Below are 22,979 nucleotides of genomic sequence, written 5' to 3'. Positions count from 1 at the left end.
ACTGTCGGGGTGTGTCCGATCTTCACCCTTGCGCTCTCCCTCACGCCAGGGGAATACCCACCGAACATGGTTGGGAAGCGGGCGGAGGTAGGGTCGAAGTGTTCAACACCCGTCAGAGCTGGCCCGATTCCCCAGTCTTCGGTTCGCTCGACGCAGAAAACGGCAGGAGAAATGACCGTGCAGCAGGAGGCCGGAGTCGGCGGCGAGGCGCTTGAGGTCTGGATCGACCAGGATCTCTGTACCGGTGACGGGATCTGTGTCCAGTACGCGCCCGAGGTCTTTGAGCTGGACATCGACGGTCTGGCGTACGTGAAGAGCGCCGAGGACGAGCTGCTGCAGGAGGTGGGTGCCACAACGCCCGTGCCCCTGCCGCTTCTGCGTGATGTGGTGGACTCGGCGAAGGAGTGTCCGGGCGACTGCATCCACGTCCGTCGCGTTTCGGACAAGGTCGAGGTCTTCGGACCCGACGCGGAGTGACCTCTCCGGCACTCCGCGTCATCGTCCGACCGGTTCCTCGCACCCTCCGCGCCGCGGAGGGTGTCGTGTTTTGTTCGGGTATTGCGCCGGGGGCGCGCTCGGCGCCCTACGCTTCGGGCGGTGTGGAGCGGATGAACGCGCCGTTCTTCCACTGCCACTTGGCGTTCTCCTCGATGTCCGGGCAGCAACTTGGCACGTCGGCCGAGGAGTAGCCGAGGAGGGTTGCGGTGACGGCTCCGTCGCGGACCGCGAAGTCCGTGACGCTGAGCCGGTCCTTGGGGTCGATGAGGGTCGCCACGACCCTGGGCTTCTCGTCTCCCTCCGCCTGGACGAGGACGTAGACGCCGCTGGGCGGGGTGCCCGAGCCCGCGTCGCAGCGGACGACGGCCACGGTCTCCGGGCGGCCGTCGCCGTCCAGGTCTCCGGACGCCTTCTTCTCGACGAGGACCTCGGCGGGGCCGCAGACGATCGGGAAGTCCACGCCTGCCGGGTCGGGGGCGGCCGCGGGGGCCGCCGCCGGGGACGGCGCCGAAGCCGTTGCCGAGGCCGTCGCCGTTCTCGGGCCGGCGCCGGGCTGGGCCGCCGTCGCCGGGTCCGGCTGGACGAGGGAGGACAGGGCCACGACTCCGGCGATGGCGGTTGCGGTGGCGACCCACTGGATGGGGCTGGTCTGCGTGTGTGCCAGTTCCGGGACAACGGTTTGCTGCACTGGGGGTGTCTCCCGCGAGGGCTGTGCCGGTGGGGTGGGTGTCCCGCATGGTGCCACACGTCACAGGCCGGTGGAACGGCGGGGTCCGGACTCGTGGAGAGTCCCGTCCCGGTTTCGGGCGGCCCGCGGGCCGGGACACCGGGGCACCCGCACCAGGACATCCCCGCCGGGACACCCGGCGCCCGTCCCCGCCGGCGCTGCGCGGGAACGCCGGGACGCTGCCCGCGCAGCGCCGGCGGGGACACGGGCGGGCCCACGTACGGGGCCGGGTGCCCCCTCTGCCACCACCCCCATCACCACAGCGCCTCCGCCGGGCTGCCGGGAGAGGCCCTGAGGGGCAGCGGACAGGGCTCGCGGACCATGTCGGTCGGGCTCACGGCCGGGACGGGGCGATGGGGTTTTCCGTGCTTCCTCGGCCCGCGGACGCGCGTGGGGGCGTGGCGGGGCTCCCGTCGGCCTGGACGGCGGCCTCCTGGGCCCAGGTGCGGGCTGCCGGGCAGTGGTCTGCCGGCCCGCCGGCCTGTCGGCCCGTCGGCCTCAAGGACGGGACCACCGGGATCCGGCCTCCTGACCTGCGACACCGAACCTGGGACACCGGACCGGGGACACCAAACCCCGGACACCGGACCATCGGAGGCAGGGCTCCGTGCCGCCGGGCGGACGGCACCGTACGGGCCCGGATCCGGCCGGATTGCCGCGACGGTCCGGTGCCGGCCCGGCCCCGTCGGCGGGCGTCGGCCGAGGGACTTCCCGGGGGAGCCGACCGGCTCGCGCCGGGGGCTGCCCCGGGTCGAGGTCCCGGCGGTTCGCCGGGTCCCCTGCCCGGCGCACCCCGCTGTTCCCGCGGGCCTGCCCGCCGTGCGGCCCCGCGCCTTCGCGAGGGCGCGCCGAGCGACCGCGGAGGCGGACCCGCGTCGCGGCTTCTCCGGTCGGGGCGAGGGTTTCTGGTGGTGCGTCAACGGAAAAGCGCTGTGGCCGAGTTACCGGAGGGTTCCGGGAACTCGGCCACAGCGGCGGTGCGTTGGAGGTGTCAGCGGCCGGCGCCGCCGTCGGCGTTCGGGCCGGCGTAGTCCTCGCCGTAGGCGCCCTTGGCGGGGCGGCGTCGGCGCATGGGCGGCTCGACGCCGTCCGCGAGGCGGCGGGCGGTGAGCAGGAAGCCGGTGTGGCCGATCATCCGGTGGTCCGGGCGGACGGCCAGGCCCTCGATGTGCCAGTTGCGGATCATCGATTCCCAGGCGGTCGGCTCGTTGAAGCAGCCGATCTCGCGGATGGACTCGACGGTGCGCGCGAGCTGGGTGGTGGTCGCCACGTAGCAGCAGAGGATGCCGCCGGGGACGAGTGCCTTGGAGACGGCCTCCAGGCATTCCCAGGGGGCGAGCATGTCGAGGATGACCCGGTCGACGTCGGTGTCGCTCAGGTTGTCCTGGAGGTCGCCGACGGTGAGCTGCCAGGCGGGGTGGGGGCCGCCGAAGTAGCGCTCCACGTTCTGCTGGGCGATCTCGGCGAAGTCCTCGCGGCGCTCGTAGGAGTGCAGCATGCCCTGGTCGCCGATGGCGCGCAGGAGGAAGCTGCTCAGCGAGCCGGAGCCGACTCCCGCTTCCACGACGCGTGCGCCGGGGAAGATGTCGGCGAAGGCCAGGATCTGCCCCGCGTCCTTGGGGTAGACCACGGCGGCGCCGCGGGGCATGGACAGGACGTAGTCGGGGAGCAGGGGGCGCAGCGCGAGGTAGGCGACGTTCCCCGTGGTGCGGACAACGCTGCCCTCGGGAGCGCCGATCAGTTCGTCGTGGGGGAAGGAACCCTTGTGGGTGTGGAAGTTCTTCCCGGCCTCGAGCGTGAACGTGTAGTGGCGGCCCTTGGGGTCGGTCAGCTGAACCTGGTCCCCGACCTTGAAGGGCCCGCGCCTGCGGGCGGCACCGGTCGGTTCGGACATGTGAACAGCCTACCGGTCCTGGGCGGGGCCGCCGACCATGGTCAGGAGGGGCGGGCCATGGCTTTGACGAAGGCGCGTTCCACGTCGGCGGCGGAGAGGACGCCGTAGATCTCTCCGGAGTCCTCGACGACGAGGTATTCGGTGGCGGGGTTGGCGCGCAGGGCGTCGAGGAGGTCTTCTCCGGCGAGTTCGGCGGAGACGCGCATGCCGTCGGTGAGGTCCTGGGCGAGGCCGCTGACGGCGACCCAGGGGCGGCGGTGTTCGGGTACGCCGACGATGGCGGCTTCGCGGACGAGGGAGAGGGGTTCGCCGTCGGCGTCGACGACGACGAGGGCGCGGGCGCCGACGTCGTTGGCGCGGCGGAGTGCTTCGGAGAGGGGGGTGGTGGTCTCGACGGGGACGGCGCGGCGGGTGAGGGAGCGGGCGCGCAGTTGTGGGAGGTGTTCGCGCAGGCGGGCCATGCGGAGGCTGTTGCCGGCGCCGGTCCAGATGATCGCCGCGAGGATGGCGGCGAGGAGGGCGTCGGTGATGGTGTCCATGCTGCCGGCGTTCTCGGGGTTGGTGCCGAGTGTCTCGGACTGGGTGAGGAGGGGCAGTCCGATGAGGACGGAGACGGCGAGGGCGCGGCCGACCCAGGCGGCGGCGATGGTTCCGGTCATGGCGCGGCCGGTGATCTTCCAGACGACGGCGCGGAGCATGCGGCCTCCGTCGAGGGGGAGGCCGGGGAGCAGGTTGAAGGCGGCGACGATGAGGTTGGAGATCATCAGGCCGGCGAGGAGGACGCCGGGGACGGTGCCGGGCTCGACGGGGAGCATGGCGAGGTAGAAGAGGCCGGCGAGGACGAGGGAGAGGAGGGGGCCGACGAAGGCGAGGACGAATTCGCGGCCGGGGGTCTCGGCTTCTTTCTCGATCTCGGAGACGCCGCCGAAGAACTGGAGCTGGATGCGGCGTACGGGGAGTTTGAAGCGGAGGGCCGCGATGGTGTGGGCGAGTTCGTGGACGAGTACGGAGGCGTAGAAGGCGACGGCGAAGAAGAGGGAGACGAGGTAGCGGGCGGCGCCGAGGTCGGGCAGGACGCGGTCGAGCTGGCCGCCGAAGACCCAGGTGATGAGGGCGGCGACGAGGAACCAGCTGGGTGCGACGTAGACGGGTACGCCGAAGGGCCGGCCCATGAGGAGTCCGCCGCCGGGTTCTTTGGGGCGGTGCGGGGGGCGTCCTTTGGTGGTGCCGGTGCGGGCGGGGGTGCGGTGGGGGCCGGTGGGTTGGTGGTGGTTCCGGTCCTGGTCGTCGGGGGGCCCGGCGGGCTGGGGGTGTGCCGGGGGTTCGGGGGTGGCGGCGGGCCTGGGGGACGTCAGGGGCTCGGGGGCCTGGGGTGCCGGGGAGGTCTCGGTGGCCTCGGCGGGCTGGGCGGGTTCGCCGTGGGGGGCGGTCTCTTCGGTGCGCCCGGTGGCGTCGTGTTCGGGGGCCGTGGGGTTCGGCCCGGTGGTCTCGGGTGCTGCCGGTCCGGGGTGCGTGCCGGAGGCCGGGCCGGTGGAGGCCGTGGGCCTCTCGTGGTGCTCGGTCGTCCCGCCGCTGCCGGACCGCGGCTGCCCGCTCCCGCCGCTCTCGTCCACGATGTCCCCTCGTTCGAAGCGTCCCCCGCCCCCGGTCGTGCGGAGCGGGAGGGTCTGGGGTCGATGGTATGCGGCCGTCGCGGCTCGTTCCGCCCCGGCACCCCTTCTGTTTTCCGTGCCGTGGTGCCCGTCGGGGCCGGTTCGCTGTCGGTGGCGGGCCTTATGGTCGTTGTCATGGAAACCAGCACCGAGGGCGCCGTGCCCGAAGAAGTGGCCGGGACCGGCGAAGAGGGCGGGCCGGCCCGTGTGGTCGCGCGGCCGCCCGCCTCGCTGTCGCCCTCGCGTGCCAGTGACTTCATGCAGTGTCCGTTGCTGTACCGGTTCCGGGTGATCGACAAGCTGCCGGAGAAGCCGAGTGAGGCGGCGACGCGGGGGACCTTGGTGCACGCGGTCCTGGAGCGGTTGTTCGACGCTCCGGCCGGGGAGCGTACGGCGCCGCGTGCGAGGTCGTTGGTTCCCGTGCAGTGGGAGCGGTTGCGTGAGGCGAAGCCGGAGGTCGTGGAGCTGTTCGCGGACGACCCCGGGGGTGAGCGGCTGGCGCGCTGGCTGTCGGAGGCCGAGCGGCTGGTGGAGCGGTGGTTCACGCTGGAGGATCCGTCGCGGCTGGAGCCTGCGGAGCGGGAGCTGTTCGTGGAGGCGCGGCTGGATTCCGGGCTGATGCTGCGCGGGATCATCGACCGGGTGGACGTGGCGCCGTCGGGTGACGTCCGGATCGTGGACTACAAGACGGGGAAGGCGCCGCGGCCGGAGTACGCCGAGGGTGCTCTGTTCCAGATGAAGTTCTACGCGCTGGTGGTGTGGCGGTTGAAGCGGGTGGTTCCGCGCCGTCTTCAGCTGGTGTATCTGGGCAGTGGTGACGTGTTGACGTACGACCCCGAGATCGGGGATCTGGAGCGTGTCGAGCGCAAGCTGCTCGCGCTGTGGGAGGCGATCCGGGAGGCGACGGAGACGGGGGTGTGGCGGCCGCGTCCCACGAAGCTCTGCGGCTGGTGTGATCACCAGGCGGTGTGTCCGGAATTCGGTGGTACTCCCCCGGCATATCCGCTCCCGGTCAGGGCGCCCGGGTCGGGCGCCGGGGAGCAGGGCAGAATGGGGCCGGACTAGCGAAGGAGACTTACGTGGCCATCCGCGTCCTACTGGTCGACGACCAGCCGCTGCTGCGTACCGGCTTCCGGATGATTCTGGAGGCGGAGCCGGACCTGGCGGTCGTCGGCGAGGCCGGTGACGGTCTTCAGGCGCTCGATCAGGTACGTGCGCTGCAGCCCGATGTGGTTCTGATGGACATCCGTATGCCGCGGATGGACGGGGTCGAGGCGACCCGGCAGATCACGGGTCCGGGCCGGGACGGTCCGGCGAAGGTTCTGGTTCTGACGACGTTCGACCTCGACGAGTACGTGGTGGAGGCGTTGCGGGCGGGTGCCAGCGGTTTCCTGCTCAAGGACGCGCCGGCCAATGAGCTGGTGCAGGCGATCCGGGTGGTCGCGGCGGGTGAGGCGATGCTCGCGCCGAGCATCACGCGTCGGTTGCTGGACAAGTACGCGGGTCATCTGCCGTCGGGGGACGAGCCGGTTCCGGACACGTTGCACACGTTGACCGACCGTGAGGTCGAGGTGCTGAAGCTGGTGGCGCGTGGTCTGTCGAACGCGGAGATCGCGGCCGATCTGTTCGTCAGTGAGACCACGGTGAAGACGCATGTGGGTCATGTGCTGACGAAGCTGGGGCTGCGGGACCGGGTGCAGGCCGCGGTGTACGCGTACGAGAGCGGGCTGGTGCGTCCCGGGGCGCAGTAGCGCCGGGGCCGGTCCGTCCGGGCAGCGCGAGAGGGCGCCCGTTCCCCCGGGGAACGGGCGCCCTCTCGTGTGGAGCGGCTTCGGGCCGTGGCCGGCGGGACGCGGAGTGCGTGTCCGCCGTCGGGCCCGGGGGACCCGGGACCGTGGGGTCCCGGGTCGGTGGGTCAGGTCACTCGCTGACGCCGCGGCCCAGCTCCCAGAGCTGGAGGGTGGAGGACGAGTTGAGCGCCCATTCCGAGCCCGTGATGTCGTCACGCGCGGCGATGTACTGCTTGCCCTGCCAGAGCGGGATCAGCGGGACGTCGTTGGCGACGATGTCCTGGATGGTCGTGATGCTCTTGGAGGCGGTGCGGTCCTCTTCGCGGCGGGAGTCCGGGATGAGGTTCTTGATGATCTCGGGGTTCGAGTAGGGCGACTTGAGGAAGTTGTCCTTGTCGAGGAACGGCGCCAGGTAGTTGTCGGCGTCGGGGAAGTCGGGGAACCAACCCATGCCCCAGACGTCGTACTTGCCGGCGCGCTCGGCCGGGACGAACTTGTCCCAGGTCGCGCCCTGGATGGTGACGTCGAAGAGGTTGCTCTTGTTGAGCTGGTCCTTCAGGACCTCGAACTCCTTCTCGGTGACCGAGCCGTAGTGGTCGGTCGTGTAGTGGAGGGTGACCTTGACCGGGGTGGTGATGCCGGCCTTGGCGAGCAGGCCCTGGGCCCGGCTGACGCTCGGGTCGCCGTACTTGTTGAAGAACGTGTTGGTGTGGCCCGTGATGGTCGCGGGGACCATCGAGTAGAGGGGCTCGGCCTGCGAACCGTAGACCTTGGAGACGAGCTCGCCGCGGTTGATGATCTGCGCCATGGCCTGGCGGACGGCCGTGGACTTCACCGAGGCGGAGTTGGTGTTGAAGGCCAGGTAGCGGATTTCCAGGCCGGGCATCTCGTTCAGGTTGATGTTGCCGTCCGCCGCGTTGTCCAGCTTGGTGATCTGGTCCGGCGACATGGAGCGCGTCATGAGGTCGATGTCGCCCTTTTCGAGGGACTCGCCCATGGCGTCGGCGTCCGCGAAGGAGCGCAGCTCGACCTTGTCGTTCTTGACCTTCAGCTGTCCCTTGTAGTGGGAGTTCTTCGTGAAGGTGGCCTTGACGACGACGTCGTCCCTGACCTCGGTCTGCAGGGTGTAGGGGCCGGAGCCGGAGACGGAGAAGCCGTCGCGCAGGGCGTTCTTCTCGTAGTCGGCCGGGTTCACGATGCCGGCGACCGGGGTCGACAGCTTGAAGGGGAAGGTCGCGTCGGCGCTGTTGAGGTGGAAGATCACCTCGCGGTCGCCGCGGGTCTCGACGGTGTCGACCGTGGACAGCAGGGCGAAGACGCCCGATTCGGCCTCGATGGACATGGCGCGGTCGATCGAGAACTTGACGTCCTTCGCGGTGATCGCGTCACCGTTGGAGAACTCCAGGCCCTCGCGCAGCGTGCACGAGTAGCGCTCGTTGCCGCTGTCGGTGAACCCGCACTTCTCGGCGGCCTCGGGCTGCGGGTCGCCTTCGCCTCGCGGCTGGACCATCAGCGTCTGCACGGTCTGCCGGAGCACGTTCCAGGTGCCGACGTCGTAGGCGTAGGCCGGGTCGAAGGGTGCCGGGGCTTCCTTGGACGCGGTGAACTGGTCCGTGGTACCGACAACGATGGCATCGCCGCTGTCGCCCCCGCTGGCGGACCCGCCGCACGCGGCGAGCACTGGGGCGAGCAGACCGACCACGGCCGGCAGCACCAAAGTCTTGCGGTTCATGCTCGTGTTTCTCCAGAGCTGTAGGTTCCGCGAACCGGCATGCAGGGGTGGCGCGGCGGTCACGGGGATACGGCGATGTTCTCGCGACGACATTAGTCCGCACCACAAGGTGGACCGGCCGGTACGGGAAACGCCTTTCGCTCACGCTGTGAAACCGGGCGTGGACGCACCGATAATCCAACACGGGAAGGATTAGTGCAGGGTTTCACTAATCGGGACACAAGGGCACGTCACGGCTTCGCGAATGGGTGGTGGGGGCACAAGCAGACCCCACTGTCGACCCTCTGTTATGTGGCGAACATCACACCGCGAAATTGGTTGAGGCGTACCGGAATTCATCGATCCGCCCCGTTGTAAATGCCGGGGCCCCGTCGCCCGCGCTTACCACAGAGAGCGGCCGGAATTTTCCGGCGCATTCAAGTCGGCACGCTGCGTGACGAAATGGTTGACGTTCCGTGATCGTTCAGACGGCTTTTGTCATCAGTCGGTGCAGGAAGGGCAGGTCGACCTCTTCGAGGGAATTCACGACGGTACGGCGGGGGGCCGGGGCGATGGGTGCGACGGAGGGCACGGCGATCACCTGGCAGCCCGCGGCCTCGGCGGAGGCGACGCCGGTCGAGGTGTCCTCGATGACGGCGCAGCGTGCCGGTTCGGCACCTAGCCGGGCGGCCGCGAGGAGGTAGGGGTCGGGGAACGGCTTGGTCCGCTCCACCTCGTCGCCCGCGACGGTCAGGGCGAAGAAGTGGGAGCCGACCGCGCCGAGGACGCGGTCGATGATCCGCCGGTGGGAGGCGGAGACGAGCGCGGTGGGGATTTCGTGGGCCGCGAGTTCGGCGAGGAGTCTGGCGGCGCCCGGCATCAGGGGCAGGGAGTGGCCGATGCGCTCCTCGAAACCGTCGTTGAGCAGCACGGACAGTTCGGCCAGGGTGATGTCGGCGCCGGTGGCCTCGATGAGGAATCCGGCGCTTCGGGTCATCGGGCCTCCGACGACCACGGGGCGCCACGACTCTTCCAGCGCGTGTCCGAGGGCGGCGAAGACCGCGACCTCCACGTCCCACCAGAAGCCCTCGGTGTCCACCAGGGTTCCGTCCATGTCGAGGAGTACGGCCTGCAGGGCTGAGCCTTCGGCCGTACGGGTTCCGAGCGCGGGGACTGTACTGGTCATCCGGGCGCACCTCCTTGAGGGACGGCCAGGCCGGTCGCTCCCTGGTGCGCCAGGGGACAACCGGCCTGCGATGGACCGACCAGTGTACGACTTATCCGATCAGTGTGCGTCGCGGTGCGTCCCGCGGCGCGTCGGGGCGGTCACCGTGCGTTGAAGTACGTGGCCTCCGGGTGGTGGATGACGATCGCGTCGGTCGACTGCTCGGGGTGGAGCTGGAACTCCTCGGAGAGGTGGACGCCGATGCGCTCGGGTTCCAGGAGCTGCGCGATCTTGGCGCGGTCCTCCAGGTTGGGGCAGGCGCCGTAGCCGAGGGAGAAGCGGGCGCCGCGGTACTTGAGGGCGAACATGTCGGTGATCTCGGAGGGGTCCTCGCCCGCGAAGCCCAGCTCGGAGCGCACGCGCGCGTGCCAGTACTCGGCGAGGGCCTCGGCGAGCTGGACGGACAGGCCGTGCAGTTCGAGGTAGTCGCGGTAGGCGTTGGACTCGAAGAGCTTGGCGGTCTCCTCGCCGATCCGGGAGCCGACGGTGACGACCTGGAGGCCGACGACGTCGGTCTCGCCCGACTCCTCGGGGCGGAAGTAGTCGGCGAGGCACAGGCGGCGGCCGCGGCTCTGGCGGGGGAAGGTGAAGCGGGTCCGCTCGTTGCCCTGTTCGTCCAGGATGATCAGGTCGTCGTCCTTGGAGACGCACGGGAAGTAGCCGTAGACGACGGCGGCTTCGAGCAGGTTGTCGCGCTGGAGGCGGTCGAGCAGGCCGCGCAGCCTGGGCCGGCCCTCGGTCTCGACGAGTTCCTCGTAGGTGGGGCCGTCGCCGGTACGGGCCTGCTTGAGGCCCCACTGGCCCTTGAAGAGGGCGCCCTCGTCCAGCCAGGAGGCGTACTCCTTGAGCTGGATGCCCTTGATCACGCGGGTGCCGGTGAAGGGGGCCTTCGGTACGGGGTTGTCGGTGGAGACGTCGGAGCGGACGTGTCCCTCCTGCGGGCGCTCCTCGACCTCGGCGGACGCGGTGGCCCGTACCCGGCGCTGCTTGAGTTCGGGCAGGACCGCGCCGGGCACTCCGCGCTTGACGCCGATGAGGGCGTCCATGAGGCGCAGGCCCTCGAAGGCGTCGCGGGCGTAGCGGACCTCGCCCTGGTAGATCTCGTGCAGGTCCTGCTCGACGTAGGCCCTGGTCAGCGCCGCGCCGCCGAGGATGACGGGGTAGTCGGCGGACAGACCGCGCTGGTTGAGCTCCTCCAGGTTCTCCTTCATGATCACCGTGGACTTGACCAGGAGCCCGGACATGCCGATGACGTCGGCCCTGTGTTCCTCGGCCGCGTCCAGGATCGCGGAGACCGGCTGCTTGATGCCGAGGTTGACGACGTTGTAGCCGTTGTTGGACAGGATGATGTCGACGAGGTTCTTGCCGATGTCGTGGACGTCGCCGCGGACGGTGGCGAGCACGATGGTGCCCTTGCCCTCGGCGTCCGACTTCTCCATGTGGGGTTCGAGGTAGGCGACGGCCGACTTCATGACCTCGGCGGACTGCAGGACGAAGGGGAGCTGCATCTGGCCAGAGCCGAACAGTTCGCCGACGACCTTCATGCCGTCGAGCAGGGTTTCGTTGACGATGTCGAGGGCGGGGCGGTCCTTCAGGGCTTCGGAGAGGTCGGTCTCCAGGCCGTTCTTCTCGCCGTCGATGATCCGCCGCTTGAGGCGCTCCTCCAGCGGCAGCGCGGCCAGTTCCTCGGCCTTGCCCGCCTTCAGCGACTTGGTGGTGGCGCCCTCGAACAGGGCCATGAGCTTCTGCAGCGGGTCGTAGCCCTCGGCGCGCCGGTCGTGGATGAGGTCGAGGGCGGTGGTGACCTCCTCCTCGCTGAAGCGGGCGATCGGCAGGATCTTGGAGGCGTGCACGATCGCCGAGTCCAGGCCCGCCTTGACGCATTCGTCGAGGAAGACCGAGTTGAGCAGGATGCGGGCGGCCGGGTTGAGGCCGAAGGAGATGTTGGACAGGCCGAGCGTGGTCTGGACGTCGGGGCGGCGGCGCTTGAGTTCGCGGATCGCCTCGATGGTGGCGATGCCGTCCCCCCGGGACTCCTCCTGGCCCGTGCAGATGGTGAAGGTCAGACAGTCGATGAGGATGTCGGACTCGTGGATGCCCCAGTTGCCGGTGAGGTCCTCGATGAGCCGTTCGGCGATGGCGACCTTGGTCTCGACCGTACGGGCCTGGCCCTCCTCGTCGATGGTCAGCGCGATGAGCGCGGCACCGTGCTCGCGGGCGAGCTCGGTGACCTTCGCGAACCGGGACTCGGGACCGTCGCCGTCCTCGTAGTTGACGGAGTTGATGACCGCGCGGCCGCCGAGGCGTTCCAGGCCGGCGCGGATGACCTCGACCTCGGTGGAGTCGAGCACGATCGGCAGGGTGGAGGCGGTGGCGAAGCGGCCGGCCAGTTCGTCCATGTCGGCGACGCCGTCGCGGCCGACGTAGTCGACGCACAGGTCGAGCATGTGCGCGCCCTCGCGGATCTGGTCGCGGGCCATCTCGACGCAGTCGTCCCAGCGGGCCTCCAGCATGGCCTCGCGGAACTTCTTCGACCCGTTGGCGTTGGTGCGCTCGCCGATGGCCATGTAGGCGGTGTCCTGGCGGAACGGGACGGTCTGGTAGAGGGAGGCGGCGCCGGGCTCGGGCCGCGGGCTGCGCTCGGCGGGCGTGAGGCCGTTCACCCGCTCCACGACCTGGCGCAGGTGCTCCGGGGTCGTGCCGCAGCAGCCGCCGATCAGGGAGAGTCCGTAGTCGCGTACGAAGTTCTCCTGGGCGTCGGCGAGGCCCTCGGCGTCGAGCGGGAAGTGTGCGCCGTCCTTCGTCAGGACCGGCAGACCGGCGTTGGGCATGCACAGCAGGGGGATGCGGGAGTGCCGGGTGAGGTAGCGCAGGTGCTCGCTCATCTCGGCGGGGCCGGTCGAGCAGTTCAGGCCGATCATGTCGATGCCGAGGGGTTCCAGCGCGGTCAGCGCGGCGCCGATCTCGGATCCGAGCAGCATGGTGCCGGTGGTCTCGAAGGCCATCGAGACGAACAGGGGCACCCGGACGCCGGTCGCCTCCATGGCGCGGTGGGCGCCGAGGACGGAGGACTTCGTCTGCAGCAGGTCCTGGGTGGTCTCGACGATCAGCGCGTCGGCGCCGCCGGCGAGCAGGCCCTCGGCGTTGGCCTGGAAGCCGTCGCGCAGGGTGCCGTAGGAGACGTGGCCGAGGGTGGGCAGCTTGGTGCCGGGGCCGATCGAGCCCAGCACCCAGCGCTGGCGGCCGTCGCGGGCGCCGAACGCGTCGGCGGCCTCGCGGGCGATCCTGGCGCCGGCCTCGGAGAGTTCGTTCACGCGGTCCGCGATGTCGTACTCGGCCATCGCGGAGTGGTTCGCGCCGAAGGTGTTCGTCTCGACGCAGTCGACACCGGCCTCGAAGTACGCCTCGTGGACGGAGCGCACGATGTCGGGCCGGGTGATGTTGAGGATCTCGTTGCAGCCTTCGAGGTTCTCGAAGTCCTCGAGCGTCGGGTCCTGCGCCTGGAGCATCGTGCCCATCGCGCCGTCGGCCACCACGACCCGGGTGGCGAGCGCTTCTCGGAGTGCGTCGGTTCGCTTCCGGCCTTCGGAGAGGCCTGACGAAAGGGACGGGTTCGGCAACGAGGCCATGAAGGGGCTCCCTGGAGTGCGACGGCTGTCGGCTTTGCGCTTCCCGTGGAAGGCGCACGCCGTCAGGGTAGCCCGGGGCACCGGAGATGGGGCACGGGCGTCCACGAGGCGGACGGGGGTGGCGCGGGTGACGGCGGTGTGGAGGGGGACGGAACGCGGGGCGACCACCCATTGGCAAGAGTTCGGTGGCGACCGGTAGTGTTCGACATTGCCGAACGGCAGCGGGTTGTCGCGCCGGCGGTCGAAGGGGACGGAGGCAGCACGGCGATGGCACGGAACATCCAGTCGCTCGAACGGGCAGCGGCGATGCTGCGGCTGCTCGCGGGCGGCGAGCGACAGCTCGGTCTGTCGGACATCGCCTCCTCGCTGGGACTGGCCAAGGGCACGGCCCACGGCATCCTGCGCACCCTTCAGCAGGAGGGGTTCGTCGAGCAGGACACGACCTCCGGGCGCTACCAGCTGGGCGCCGAGCTGCTGCGCCTCGGCACCACCTATCTCGACGTGCACGAACTGCGGGCGCGCGCGCTGGTGTGGACCGACGACCTGGCGCGCTCCAGCGGCGAGAGCGTCTACCTGGGGGTGCTGCACCAGCAGGGCGTCCTGATCGTGCACCACGTCTTCCGGCCCGACGACAGCCGGCAGGTCCTGGAGGTGGGGGCGATGCAGCCGCTGCACTCCACGGCCCTGGGCAAGGTGCTGTCGGCGTACGACCCGGTGGCGCACAGCGAGGTCCTGGAGGTCGAGCGCAAGGCGTTCACCCCGCGGACGATCAGTGAGCTGGACGCCTTCGAGGGCGTCCTCGACGTGACCCGCGCGCGTGGGTACGCGGAGGACGTCGAGGAGACGTGGACGGGTGTGGCCTCGGTCGCCGCCCCGATCCACAACCGGCGGCGCATGCCGGTCGGCTCGGTGGGCATCACCGGGGCCGTGGAGCGGGTGTGCAAGGGCGGGGAGCTGCGTCCGGAGCTGATCGCGGCGGTACGCGACTGCGCCCGCGCGGTGTCGCGCGATCTGGGCGCCGGGCGGTTCTGAGGCGAGCACCGTCCGCCGGGCCACCCCGCGGCACGCCGTTCACCGGGCCGCCTTGCCGCCTTGCCGCCTTGCCGCCTTGCCGCCCGCAGGGCTGCCCCGCCACGCGCCGCACACCGAGCCGCCCCGCCGTCGACCGCCCTGCCGCACGCAGGGCTGCCCCGCCGCGTCCACCCGGCCGCCCTGCCGCACGCCATCCAGCGGACCGCCCTGCCGCACGCCATCCAGCGGGCCGCCCGGCCGTCCACCGGGCCGCCCCGCCGCGTGCCGTCCGCCGGACCCTCGTGCCGTTCGCCGTTCCGCGTCCCGTCCGCCGGGCGGCCGGCGGCACCGGGGTTCGTGTGAGCCGTCCCCGCGCGCACACCGGCTGCCGGGTGGGCGGGACGCGAACACCGTTCACCTGACGGCTTTCCCCCGTACGGATCCGCCGGACGGCTGACCACTCGAACACCGTCCGCACGGCCGCCCTGCCACGGACACCTTCCGGCCGTCCGCCCAGACGCGTGCACGGCCGCCCGACGGCCGGGACGCGTACACCGTTCGCGGAACCGTTCCGGGGCGCACGGCGCGGCGGGACAGTGCCGGAGCGGGCGCGGACCGTCACCCGCTCCGGCCTGCGACGCTTCCGGTCCCGTACGGAAAACGGGGCCGGGAGGCGCAGCGACCGAGGCCGGGAAGCGGAACGCTTCCCGGCCTCTTCCGCGTGCCTTCGGACGGGCGGCGACGCACTGATAGCACAAGACCATCAATAACGATCGCGTTTTCGATAACCGAACCCTTGACGAGGTGGCGAGACGGAGACAAGACTCCCGCCCATCGGTCGGCATTGTCGAACACCTACCGGCAATAGACGTTAAGGTGTGGCGATGCCGGGGCCGATCTCGCTCTCACTCCCCGAGAGCACGAACCACCGGAGGGACCCGGGGTTCGGCTTCCCCTGGACGAAGGACAAAGGAGTCGCGGGTGTCCAGCTCCGACATCTTCATCGGCGAGACCATCGGTACCGCCGTTCTCATCCTGCTGGGCGGTGGCGTGTGCGCCGCCGTCACACTGAAGGCCTCCAAGGCGAGAGCCGCCGGATGGCTGGCCATCACCTTCGGGTGGGGCTTCGCGGTCATGACCGCGGTCTACATCTCGGCGCCGCTGTCCGGCGCTCACCTCAACCCGGCCGTGAGCCTGGCGCTCGCCATCAAGGACGACAGCTACGGCGACCTCGCCACCTACTGGGGCGGGCAGATGCTCGGCGCCATGATCGGCGCGGCACTGGTCTGGGTCGCCTACTACGGCCAGTTCCTCGCGCACCTCACCGACAGCGAGATCGTCGGGGTTCCCGAGGAGAAGGTCGCGAAGGCGGTCGAGGCGGAGGAGCCCGGCGCCGGCCCGGTGCTCGGCATCTTCTCCACCGGCCCCGAGATCCGCAACGCCGTGCAGAACCTCGCCACCGAGATCATCGGCACCGTGGTGCTGATCCTCGCGGTCCTCACCCAGGGACTGAACAACGACGGCAACGGCCTGGGCGTCCTCGGCGCCCTGGTCACCTCCTTCGTCGTGGTGGGCATCGGCCTCTCGCTCGGCGGCCCCACCGGCTACGCGATCAACCCGGCCCGTGACCTCGGTCCGCGCATCGTGCACGCCCTGCTCCCGCTGCCCAACAAGGGTGGTTCCGACTGGAGCTACGCCTGGATCCCGGTCGTCGGCCCGCTCATCGGCGGCGCGATCGCGGCAGGCATATACAACGTCGCCTTCGCCTAGGAGCCTCGCTCCAGCACGCTTGGAAGCCGCGCCCCACGAGCCATGAACCATGAGCCGCACAGCACCGCTTTGAAGCACCGCGCCGTATACAGCCCCTCTCCCACGGACACCAGGAGCACCAAGTGACCGACGCACACACCGCCGGCCCCTTCATCGCCGCCATCGACCAGGGCACCACCTCGTCGCGCTGCATCGTCTTCGACCGCGACGGACGCATCGTCTCCGTCGACCAGAAGGAGCACGAGCAGATCTTCCCGAAGCCGGGCTGGGTCGAGCACGACGCCGCCGAGATCTGGACCAACGTCCAGGAGGTCGTCGCCGGAGCCATCTCGAAGGCCGGCATCACCCGTGACGACATCAAGGCCATCGGCATCACCAACCAGCGTGAGACCACGCTGCTGTGGGACAAGAACACCGGTGAGCCCGTCCACAACGCGCTCGTCTGGCAGGACACCCGCACCGACGCGCTCTGCAAGGAACTCGGCCGCAACGTCGGCCAGGACCGCTTCCGCCGCGAGACCGGCCTGCCGCTCGCGTCGTACTTCGCCGGGCCCAAGGCCCGTTGGCTCCTCGACAACGTCGAGGGCCTGCGCGAGCGCGCCGAGGCCGGGGACATCCTCTTCGGCACCATGGACACCTGGGTCATCTGGAACCTGACCGGCGGTGTCGACGGCGGCAAGCACGTCACCGACGTCACCAACGCGTCCCGCACCATGCTGATGAACCTGCACACCCTGGCCTGGGACGAGAAGATCGCCGAGTCGATCGGCGTCCCGCTGGCGATGCTGCCCGAGATCCGCTCCTCCGCCGAGGTGTACGGCGAGGTCACCGGCGGCCCGCTCGGCGAGCTGCTCGGCGGCATCCCCGTCGCCTCCGCGCTCGGCGACCAGCAGGCGGCCCTGTTCGGCCAGACCTGTTTCGCCGAGGGCGAGGCCAAGTCCACCTACGGCACCGGCACGTTCATGCTGATGAACACCGGTGACAAGATCATCAACTCCTACTCGGGGCTGCTGACCACGGTCGGCTACCGGATCGGCGACCAGGACCCGGTCTACGCCCTGGAAGGCTCCATCGCCGTCACCGGGTCGCTCGTGCAGTGGATGCGCGACCAGATGGGCCTGATCCAGTCCGCCGCCGAGATCGAGACGCTCGCGTCCTCGGTCGAGGACAACGGCGGCGCCTACTTCGTGCCGGCCTTCTCCGGTCTGTTCGCCCCGTACTGGCGTCCCGACGCCCGCGGTGTGATCGCCGGTCTGACGCGGTACGTCACCAAGGCGCACATCGCGCGCGCCGTCCTGGAGGCCACCGCCTGGCAGACCCGTGAGATCAGCGACGCCATGACCAAGGACTCCGGCGTCGAGCTCACGGCGCTCAAGGTCGACGGCGGCATGACCTCCAACAACCTGCTGATGCAGACCCTGGCCGACGTCCTGGACGCCCCCGTGGTGCGCCCGCTGGTCGCCGAGACCACCTGCCTCGGCGCCGCCTACGCCGCCGGTCTGGCCGTCGGCTTCTGGACCAACACCGAGGACCTGCGCGCCAACTGGCGGCGGGCCGCGGAATGGACCCCCAACATGGCCGCGGACGTCCGCGACCGTGAGTACAAGAGCTGGCTCAAGGCCGTGGAGCGGACCATGGGCTGGCTCGAGGACGAGAACTGACGAGGAGTAAGAACCCGCAATGACCAGTCAGTCCACCCTGCAGTCCGTGCCTGCCCTCGGCACGCGCCCGGCCTCCGGCTCGAACCCGAGCCGCGCCGAGACCCGGGAGCAGCTCTCCAAGGCGACGTACGACCTCCTCGTCATCGGCGGCGGCATCCTGGGCATCTCCACCGCCTGGCACGCCGCGCAGTCCGGGCTGCGGGTGGCGCTGGTCGACGCCGGTGACTTCGCCGGCGCCACCTCCTCCGCGTCCTCCAAGCTCCTCCACGGCGGTCTGCGCTACCTGCAGACCGGCGCGGTGAAGCTGGTGGCGGAGAACCACTTCGAGCGCCGTGCGGTCTCCCGCCAGGTGGCCCCCCACCTGGCGAATCCGCTCACGTTCTACCTCCCGGTGTACAAGGGCGGGCCGCACGGCGCGGCGAAGCTCGGAGCGGGCGTCTTCGCCTACTCCGCCCTGTCGGCGTTCGGTGACGGCGTGGGACACCTGCTCAGCCCCGCCAAGGCGGCGCGGGACGTGCCCGAGCTGCGCACCGAGGACCTCAAGGCCGTGGCCGTGTACGGCGACGACCAGATGAACGACTCCCGCATGGCCCTGATGACGGTCCGCGCGGCCGTCGAGTCGGGAGCCGCGGTCCTGAACCACGCCGAGGTCACGGGTCTGCGCTTCACCCGGGGCCGGGTGACGGGCGCGGAACTGCGGGACCGGCTGTCCGGCGACGAGTTCGGCGTGGACGCCCGGCTCGTGCTGAACGCGACCGGCCCGTGGGTCGACCACCTGCGCAGGATGGAGGACCCGAACGCGGCTCCGTCCATCCGGCTGTCCAAGGGCGCGCACCTGGTCCTGAAGCGGACCTCCCCGTGGAAGGCGGCGCTCGCCACCCCGATCGACAAGTACCGCATCACCTTCGCCCTCCCCTGGGAGGACATGCTGCTGCTCGGCACCACCGACGAGGAGTTCGAGGGCGACCCGGCGGACGTCTCGGTCACCGAGAAGGACACGGCCCAGATACTCGACGAGGCCGCGTTCTCCATCCGCGACCAGCAGCTCTCGCGCGACCTGATCACCTACGCGTTCGCGGGTCTGCGGGTGCTGCCGGGCGGTCCCGGCGACACGTCGAAGGCCAAGCGCGAGACGGTCGTCACGGAGGGCCGCGGCGGCATGCTGTCCGTCGCGGGCGGCAAGTGGACCACCTTCCGGCACATCGGCCGGACCGTCATGAAGAAGCTGGAGTCGCTGCCCGGCCGTCCGCTGGGCGAGGACTTCGAGCCGATCTCCGAGCTGCCGAGGAAGCTGCCGCTGCCCGGTGTCGCCAACCCGCGCGCGGTCGCCCACCGTCTGCTGGTGGACCGTCCGGCGCCCGGTCCGCGCATGGCCGCCGACACGGCCCGGCACCTGGCCACCCACTACGGCTCGCTGGCCTTCGACATCGCCCGGCTGGCGAACGAGAACCCGGCGCTCGGCGAGCGCGTCCACCCGGACGCCCCGGAGATCTGGGCGCAGGTCGTCTACGCCCGGGACAACGAATGGGCCGAGACGGCGGACGACGTGCTGCGCCGCCGTACGACGCTGACGATCCGGGGTCTCGCCACGGACGAGGTCCGCGGCAAGGTGCAGGGGCTGCTGGACGGCAAGTAGGCGTCCGCGCGTCCACGGCCGGGTGAGGGGCGGCTCCCACGGGGGGTGCCGCCCCTCACCCGTGCCCGGACACCGCGCGCCCGCGGGCACTTCCGCCACGGCAACGCTCGTGGTTGACGGACCGGTTGGCGGCGAGCGGGCCGGGCGGGGGTGCGGGGCGGGGTGGTGGGCTCGCGTGTTTCCGGGCCTTCGACGGGGCAGTGATCCGTTCACTCCCCCGTGCAAGGGGGCTGCGGAGGTCCCCTCGGCACGCCGTAAGGTTGAGGCGTACGCGAGGACACATCGGAAGGAGGCGCTGGGTGATCGAGCTGGAGGGGGTTCCCGAGCTGATCGACCCAGTCATGGTGGCCGCGTTCGAAGGCTGGAACGACGCCGGCGACGCCGCCTCCGCCGCGGTCGCGCACCTGGATCGGGAATGGAAGGGCGAGGTGTTCGCGGCGCTGGACGCCGAGGACTACTACGACTTCCAGGTGAACCGTCCGACCGTGTGGCTGGACGGTGGCGTACGCAAGATCACCTGGCCGACCACACGGCTGTCGGTGGTCCGGATCGGCGGCGAGAAGCCGCGCGACCTGGTGCTGGTCCGGGGCATCGAGCCGTCGATGCGCTGGCGCTCGTTCTGCAACGAACTGCTCGGTTTCGCGCACGAACTGGGCGTGGAACTGGTGGTGATCCTGGGCGCGCTGCTCGGCGACACCCCGCACACCCGCCCGGTGCCGGTCAGCGGAGTCACCTCCGACCCCGATCTGGCCCGCACGATGGATCTGGAGGAGACCAAGTACGAGGGCCCCACGGGCATCGTCGGCATCCTCCAGGAGGCGTGCACGCACGCGGGCGTACCGGCCGTGTCGCTGTGGGCGGCCGTACCGCACTACGTGTCGCAGCCGCCCAACCCGAAGGCGACGCTGGCGCTGCTCAACCGCCTGGAGGACCTCATCGACCTGCGCATCCCGCTGGGCGAGCTGCCCGAGGACGCGCGGGCCTGGCAGCTGGGCGTCGACCAGCTGGCCGCCGAGGACAGCGAGGTCGCCGAGTACGTGCAGACGCTGGAGGAGGCCCGGGACACCGCCGAGCTGCCGGAGGCGTCCGGCGAGGCGATCGCCCGCGAGTTCGAGCGCTATCTGCGCCGCAGGGACGGCGGCGGTCCGGCGCCGGGGGCCCCGGGCCACGCGACGGAGGGCGGCGAGCCGGCCTCGTACCTCCGTGACACCCCCGGCGGCCGCACCAGGCCGCCGCTGGCCCAGCGTCCCGAGTCCGGCGGCGGGCAGGACACCGGGTCCGGGGAACCGCGGAAGGCGGCCGACCAGGGCGAGGGCTCCGGCCCGGACGCCCGGGACCGCGCGTCCGGCTCCGACGACTCCCCGGGTCCTTCGGACGCCTCCGGCGCGCCGGGGTCCGGGGACACACCGGGCACCCCGGACGGGACGGACTCCTCCGAGGACTGAACTCCCGGCGGGAACACCGGGATCGAGCCCACGGGCCGGCCGTCCGGACCGGCCGGGAAGGGGGGGGTCCCGTGTAGGGTAACGGCCCCTGCGGGGGGGCGGGGCGGGGGCGCCCCCAGGCCGGCCCCCCCGGGCCGCCCCGCCCGGGACGCCCCCCGCCGAGTACTCCCCCCCGGGCGGCACCCCCGGCTCCCCCCCCCGGGCCCGGCGCCCCGCCCGGGCGGGGAAGGGGCTGCCGGGGTGACGCGTACCCCCCCTTCCGGCTGTCCGGGCCGCTGCCGCCACGAGGCCGGCCGCCGCTGCCGTCCCGTCACATGACACCCGCCTCCATGGCATTCGGCCTGAATCAGGCGTGACATCTGTTTCAGGACGGATTGCACACGTTTCCCAATTCAACTTGTTCTCAAACCAAGTTGGCGAATTCGGGGTGGACGGGACGCTCCGCGCGTGCCAGGTTGTGCGGCGTACGGCACACGCAGGGACCGGCAGCCCAGTGATCGAAGGGAGCGGTACGCGATGACCGACCAGGCACAGCCGGCGCGGGGCCCGGGATCGACCGGGCCGGGACCCGACGGAGCGGGATTCACCTACCGGGGGGTCGAGCAGGAACTGATCGTCGTCGCCCGTCCGGAGGCCAGGCTGCGCGCACGGGCCGAGGGCGTCCACTCGGCGGCGGGCGCCGACGTCTCGGCCCTCGACATGTTCCTCAGCGACGAACAACTCGCCCTGGAGCCGCTGTTCGGCAGCGAGGACCGGCTCCGGCCGTCCACGCCGGCGGGCACCGGGAGCGGGCCCGACCTCGCGCTCTTCTACCGGCTGCGCGGCGCGGGCGGCCGCGCCCAGGAACTGCGCGCACGCATCGCCGCGCTGCCGGGGATCGACGCGGCGTACGTGAAGCCGGGTGCCGTTCCCGCGGTCACGGAACCGGCGCCGTGGACCGGACGGAGCGCCGACGACGGCCGGCGGCTGAAGGAAGGGGCGCCGGTCACCCCGGACTTCGCCAGCAGGCAGGGCTACCTGCGTCCGGCGCCCGAGGGCGTCGACGCGCACTGGGCGTGGCAGCGGCCGGGCGGTTCGGGCCGGGGCGTCACGGTGATCGACGTGGAGGGCGCCTGGCAGCTCGGGCACGAGGACCTGTCCTCGAAACTCGCCGGGGTCGTCGTCGGCACGCCGCACACGGACCTCGCCTGGCGCAATCACGGAACCGCCGCGATCGGTGTGATCGGCGGTGACCGCGACGAGCGGGGGATCACCGGGATCGTGCCGGAGGCCGTGACGGCGGCCGCGTCCTTCCGGGGCATCGGGACGGCCGCGGCGATCCACGCGGCGGCGGAACGGCTGGGTCCCGGCGACATCGTCCTGGTCGGACTGCACGCTCCGGGGCCCCGGTTCGACTTCGAGGAGCGCGACGGCCAGGAGGGCTACATCGCGCTCGAATGGTGGCCCGACGACTTCGCCGCCGTCCAGGACGCGACCTCGCGGGGCATCCTCGTGGTGGCGGCCGCCGGCAACGGCGCCGAGTCGCTGGACGACGCGCTCTACGAACGCCGGCCCGCGGAGTTCCCCGAGTGGTGGCGCAATCCGTTCAACCCCTCCAACCCGTCCTCCGGGGCGATCCTGGTCGGCGCGGGCGCGCCGCCGCCCGGCACGCACGGCCGGGACCACGGCCCGGACCGTTCACGGCTCGCGTTCTCCAACCACGGCGCGCGCGTGGACGCGCAGGGCTGGGGCCGCGAGGTCACGACCACCGGCGGCTTCTGGGACCGGCCCGGCGATCTGCAGGGCGGGGCCGAGGAGATCGCCTGGTACACGGACACGTTCTCCGGGACCTCCTCCGCCTCCCCGGTGGTGGCCGGTGCCCTGGCCTCGTTGCAGGGCATGCTCAGGGCCGCGGGCCGACCGCCGATGGACCCGGAACGTGCGCGCGTCCTGCTGCGGACCACGGGTTCCCCGCAGCAGGACGCGCCGGGCCGGCCCGCCTCCCAGCGGATCGGCAGCCGGCCCGACATCAAGGCGGCGGTCACCCGGCTGCTGCCGGAGGCGGTCGGCTCGGGCCGGGCCGAACGGTACTGGGACGAGCTGCTGCCGTATCCGCGCGAACTCCCGCCGAGGCTCCGGCTGTACGTGTCCGGTGCCTGGCGCAACCTCGACCGCCCGTCCCCCGAGATCCGCCAGGCGGTGCACTCCGCCTTCGCGACGGGACGGCCCGACGTACGGGTCTGGTTCTCGGACGACGAGATCGTCGGCCTGGTCGTCACGGGCTGAGGACGTGGTCCCACCGGACCGGACGGAACGCAACCAACCACGGAACGCAACCGACCACGGAACGC

Annotated in this window: 15 protein-coding genes; 9 read left to right on the top strand and 6 right to left on the bottom strand. The window is 71.2% G+C overall.

Translation table 11 applies throughout. The features are described 5' to 3' along the window. Positions 1-171 precede the first annotated feature (171 nt). Positions 172-477 (top strand): ferredoxin, encoded by a 306-nt coding sequence (locus tag ACFW6B_RS35085; protein ID WP_386602714.1) that lies wholly within the window; start codon positions 172-174, stop codon positions 475-477. A 106-nt stretch (positions 478-583) separates the two neighbouring features. Here ACFW6B_RS35085 and ACFW6B_RS35080 read toward each other — a convergent pair whose 3' ends face one another. From ACFW6B_RS35080 to ACFW6B_RS35070, 3 genes are all read right to left on the bottom strand, one after another. Beyond that, complete coding sequence (locus ACFW6B_RS35080) at positions 584-1,186, bottom strand: hypothetical protein (RefSeq protein WP_386602712.1); 603 nt, start codon at positions 1,184-1,186, stop codon at positions 584-586. Between the two features lie 1,030 nt (positions 1,187-2,216). Continuing rightward, positions 2,217-3,119, bottom strand: a complete 903-nt coding sequence (locus tag ACFW6B_RS35075; RefSeq protein ID WP_037628452.1) for a tRNA (adenine-N1)-methyltransferase — start codon at positions 3,117-3,119, stop codon at positions 2,217-2,219. A gap of 41 nt (positions 3,120-3,160) precedes the next feature. Then, complete coding sequence (locus ACFW6B_RS35070) at positions 3,161-4,732, bottom strand: site-2 protease family protein (protein ID WP_386602710.1); 1,572 nt, start codon at positions 4,730-4,732, stop codon at positions 3,161-3,163. 174 nt (positions 4,733-4,906) lie between these two features. Between ACFW6B_RS35070 and ACFW6B_RS35065 the strand changes: the two genes are divergently transcribed. Both ACFW6B_RS35065 and ACFW6B_RS35060 read left to right on the top strand, forming a co-directional pair. Next, positions 4,907-5,836 (top strand): RecB family exonuclease, encoded by a 930-nt coding sequence (locus ACFW6B_RS35065; protein ID WP_386602708.1) that lies wholly within the window; start codon positions 4,907-4,909, stop codon positions 5,834-5,836. A 14-nt stretch (positions 5,837-5,850) separates the two neighbouring features. Further along, positions 5,851-6,522 carry a response regulator transcription factor gene (locus ACFW6B_RS35060; protein ID WP_037628456.1) on the top strand — a complete coding sequence of 224 codons (672 nt, stop codon included), beginning with the start codon at positions 5,851-5,853 and terminating at the stop codon, positions 6,520-6,522. Between the two features lie 169 nt (positions 6,523-6,691). On the opposite strand, the gene ACFW6B_RS35055 is transcribed toward ACFW6B_RS35060, so the two are convergent. The 3 genes from ACFW6B_RS35055 to metH form a co-directional block, all read right to left on the bottom strand. Further along, positions 6,692-8,293 (bottom strand): ABC transporter substrate-binding protein, encoded by a 1,602-nt coding sequence (locus tag ACFW6B_RS35055; protein ID WP_386602705.1) that lies wholly within the window; start codon positions 8,291-8,293, stop codon positions 6,692-6,694. A 463-nt stretch (positions 8,294-8,756) separates the two neighbouring features. After that, on the bottom strand, positions 8,757-9,458 hold the full coding sequence (locus ACFW6B_RS35050) for an HAD family hydrolase (protein ID WP_386602703.1): 702 nt from the start codon (positions 9,456-9,458) through the stop codon (positions 8,757-8,759). Positions 9,459-9,598: 140 nt separating this feature from the next. Continuing rightward, complete coding sequence (gene metH, locus ACFW6B_RS35045) at positions 9,599-13,126, bottom strand: methionine synthase (protein WP_386602701.1); 3,528 nt, start codon at positions 13,124-13,126, stop codon at positions 9,599-9,601. Between the two features lie 267 nt (positions 13,127-13,393). On the opposite strand from metH, the gene ACFW6B_RS35040 reads away from it, so the two are divergent. The 6 genes from ACFW6B_RS35040 (at position 13,394) to ACFW6B_RS35015 (ending at position 22,914) form a co-directional block, all read left to right on the top strand. Next, positions 13,394-14,158: an IclR family transcriptional regulator gene (locus ACFW6B_RS35040; RefSeq protein ID WP_386602699.1), complete on the top strand. Its 765-nt coding sequence runs from the start codon at positions 13,394-13,396 to the stop codon at positions 14,156-14,158. A gap of 960 nt (positions 14,159-15,118) precedes the next feature. Next, positions 15,119-15,907, top strand: coding sequence for an MIP/aquaporin family protein (locus ACFW6B_RS35035; protein ID WP_386602697.1), 789 nt, complete (start codon positions 15,119-15,121; stop codon positions 15,905-15,907). A gap of 122 nt (positions 15,908-16,029) precedes the next feature. Further along, positions 16,030-17,568: a glycerol kinase GlpK gene (gene glpK, locus ACFW6B_RS35030; protein WP_386602695.1), complete on the top strand. Its 1,539-nt coding sequence runs from the start codon at positions 16,030-16,032 to the stop codon at positions 17,566-17,568. Positions 17,569-17,587: 19 nt separating this feature from the next. After that, entirely contained in the window at positions 17,588-19,204 is a 1,617-nt protein-coding gene (locus tag ACFW6B_RS35025) for an FAD-dependent oxidoreductase (protein WP_386602693.1), read from the top strand. Positions 19,205-19,503: 299 nt separating this feature from the next. Further along, positions 19,504-20,649: a PAC2 family protein gene (locus ACFW6B_RS35020; protein ID WP_386602692.1), complete on the top strand. Its 1,146-nt coding sequence runs from the start codon at positions 19,504-19,506 to the stop codon at positions 20,647-20,649. 516 nt (positions 20,650-21,165) lie between these two features. Next, complete coding sequence (locus ACFW6B_RS35015; protein WP_386602690.1) at positions 21,166-22,914, top strand: S8 family peptidase; 1,749 nt, start codon at positions 21,166-21,168, stop codon at positions 22,912-22,914. The last annotated feature ends 65 nt before the right edge of the window (positions 22,915-22,979 follow it).

It is taken from the genome of Streptomyces sp. NPDC058751 (assembly GCF_042746485.1).
Classification (GTDB): domain Bacteria; phylum Actinomycetota; class Actinomycetes; order Streptomycetales; family Streptomycetaceae; genus Streptomyces.
This window is presented reverse-complemented; position numbering and strand designations above follow the sequence as displayed.

Bases quoted from the DNA above. Each gene is read 5' to 3' on its own strand.
- metH (WP_386602701.1), bottom strand. From the start codon at position 13,126: ATGGCCTCGTTGCCGAACCCGTCCCTTTCGTCAGGCCTCTCCGAAGGC.
- ACFW6B_RS35075 (WP_037628452.1), bottom strand. From the start codon at position 3,119: ATGTCCGAACCGACCGGTGCCGCCCGCAGGCGCGGGCCCTTCAAGGTC.
- ACFW6B_RS35025 (WP_386602693.1), top strand. From the start codon at position 17,588: ATGACCAGTCAGTCCACCCTGCAGTCCGTGCCTGCCCTCGGCACGCGC.
- ACFW6B_RS35050 (WP_386602703.1), bottom strand. From the start codon at position 9,458: ATGACCAGTACAGTCCCCGCGCTCGGAACCCGTACGGCCGAAGGCTCA.
- ACFW6B_RS35015 (WP_386602690.1), top strand. From the start codon at position 21,166: ATGACCGACCAGGCACAGCCGGCGCGGGGCCCGGGATCGACCGGGCCG.
- ACFW6B_RS35065 (WP_386602708.1), top strand. From the start codon at position 4,907: ATGGAAACCAGCACCGAGGGCGCCGTGCCCGAAGAAGTGGCCGGGACC.
- ACFW6B_RS35085 (WP_386602714.1), top strand. From the start codon at position 172: ATGACCGTGCAGCAGGAGGCCGGAGTCGGCGGCGAGGCGCTTGAGGTC.
- ACFW6B_RS35055 (WP_386602705.1), bottom strand. From the start codon at position 8,293: ATGAACCGCAAGACTTTGGTGCTGCCGGCCGTGGTCGGTCTGCTCGCC.
- ACFW6B_RS35040 (WP_386602699.1), top strand. From the start codon at position 13,394: ATGGCACGGAACATCCAGTCGCTCGAACGGGCAGCGGCGATGCTGCGG.